General features: G+C 65.6%; 2 protein-coding genes. One reads left to right on the top strand and one right to left on the bottom strand.

The window, feature by feature from the left end; genetic code table 11:
• Positions 1 to 421 (top strand): helix-turn-helix transcriptional regulator (locus AC5RWX_RS32925; RefSeq protein ID WP_494100366.1); only part of this gene is annotated, 421 nt, incomplete at its 5' end.
• 78 nt (positions 422 to 499) lie between these two features.
• Here AC5RWX_RS32925 and AC5RWX_RS32920 read toward each other — a convergent pair.
• Positions 500 to 1,764, bottom strand: a 1,265-nt coding sequence (locus AC5RWX_RS32920) for a hemolysin family protein (protein ID WP_494100365.1), incomplete at its 5' end; no start/stop codon positions are given.

The following is a 1,764-nucleotide window of genomic DNA, read 5'->3' as shown; positions in this document are numbered from 1 at the left end:
GTCCTGGCTCGCCGCGGTCGAGGAGGCGGCGCCGGGCCGGTTCAGCATGACGCTGTACTCGGTAGTGGCGCAGGCACACGCGGCGGCGTCGGGGACAGCGCGGGCCAGGATGCGCGACGCCGGGAACAACTGGGTAGTACTGCAGGCCAGCCGCCTGATCACCGGCGACGACCCCGAACAGATGGTGGTAACGGTGGAACCGGCAACCACGCATGATCTCGCCACCCTGCTGCTGGCGGCCTACGGAGTCACTGTCCGCGAGCGGGAGGTCTGCCTGGAGGTGCTGTCCGGGAATCCGACGGCGGAGATCGCCCGGCACCTGTTCATCTCCCCGCACACCGTGCACGACCATCTGAAGTCGCTCTTCGAGAAGGTGGGCGTGGGCAGCCGCGGGGAGCTGGTGGCCAAGCTGGTGGCATAAGAAGCGGGCAGATGGTGCCTGAGGTTTGCCTTGGGAGGACCCGTTTCCGGACGGTCCTCATTTGCTTGTGCCTCCGCCTCATGTGGTGGGGTCAGTCCGCGCCCGGCTTCCGGCCGCCGGGGTCACGTGGATCCGCGAAATCCGCAGCCGGTCCATCGCAGTCACCGTCAGCGTGTGTCCGTCCACCTCCACCCGGTCGCCAAGCTTGGGCAACCGACCCAAGCGGTCGATGACGAACCCGGCCACCGTCTCGTAATGCCCCTCCGGCAGTTCAATACCGGACGCCGAGGCGAACTCCTGAAGGATCAGTCCACCGTCGACGTCGACTGAACCGTTTGCCTTGGTGACACGGTCCTCGGGGTCGGCGCCGGCGTCGTACTCGTCGTAGATTTCACCCACCAGCTCCTCCACCAGGTCTTCCAGGGTGACGATGCCGTCGGTGCCGCCGTACTCGTCCACCACCAGCGCGATGTGCTGGCCCAGCCTGCGCATCCGCTGCAGCGACGGCACTACTTTGTTGGTTCCCGGCAGCGGAAGGATCTCCCGCACGATGTCCCGCACCTGCCCGTCGTCGTGTTTTCCATCCCGGGGCACAAGGTCACGGACGTGGATAAAGCCCAGGACGTCGTCCGGCGTCTTGTCCATCACCGGATAGCGCGAATACGGGCCATCCCTGACCATACTGAACGCCTCGGCGATGCTGAGGTTGCCGTTGATGAAGGTCACTTCGGTGCGGGGGCGCATCACCTCCCGCAGCGAGCGGTTCCCCGCCCCGAAGACGTCCGAGAGGATGGTGCGGCTGTGTTCCTCCAACATGTCACTCTCGGCCACCATGTCCCACAGTTCCTCGGAGCTGACGCTTTCCTGCTTGGCGTTCGGATCACCGCCGAACAGCTTTACGACGGCGTCCGTGGACACGGACAGCAGCCAGACGGCGGGCCGCATGACTTCGGAGAGGACGCCCAAGGGAGGGGCCAGCACTTTGGTGAAGCCGACGGCGCTCTGCATGGCAAGCCTCTTAGGCACCAGTTCGCCGAGCACCAGGGATAGATACGCAACCAACAGCGTCATACCGATGAAGGCGACGGGTTCAGCTGAAGCGCCGAAACCGATGCCTTCGAGGAGGGGTTCCACATCTGGCGCAATCGTGGAGGCACCGTAGGCCGCCGAGAAGAAGCCGGACAACGTAACGCCGATTTGGACGGTGGAGAGGAACCGGTTGGGGTTGCCTGCCAACGCCGCGATCCGGGCGCCGCGCTTCCCTGACTTCTCCATCCGCCGCACCTGGCTCTCGCGGAGGGACACCAGCGCCATTTCCGTGCCGGCAAACACCCCGCCGAGCA

This window comes from Arthrobacter sp. SPT-J7 (assembly GCF_059089965.1).
The sequence above is the reverse complement of the archived record's forward strand: the minus strand, read 5'-3'. Positions and strand labels throughout refer to the sequence as shown.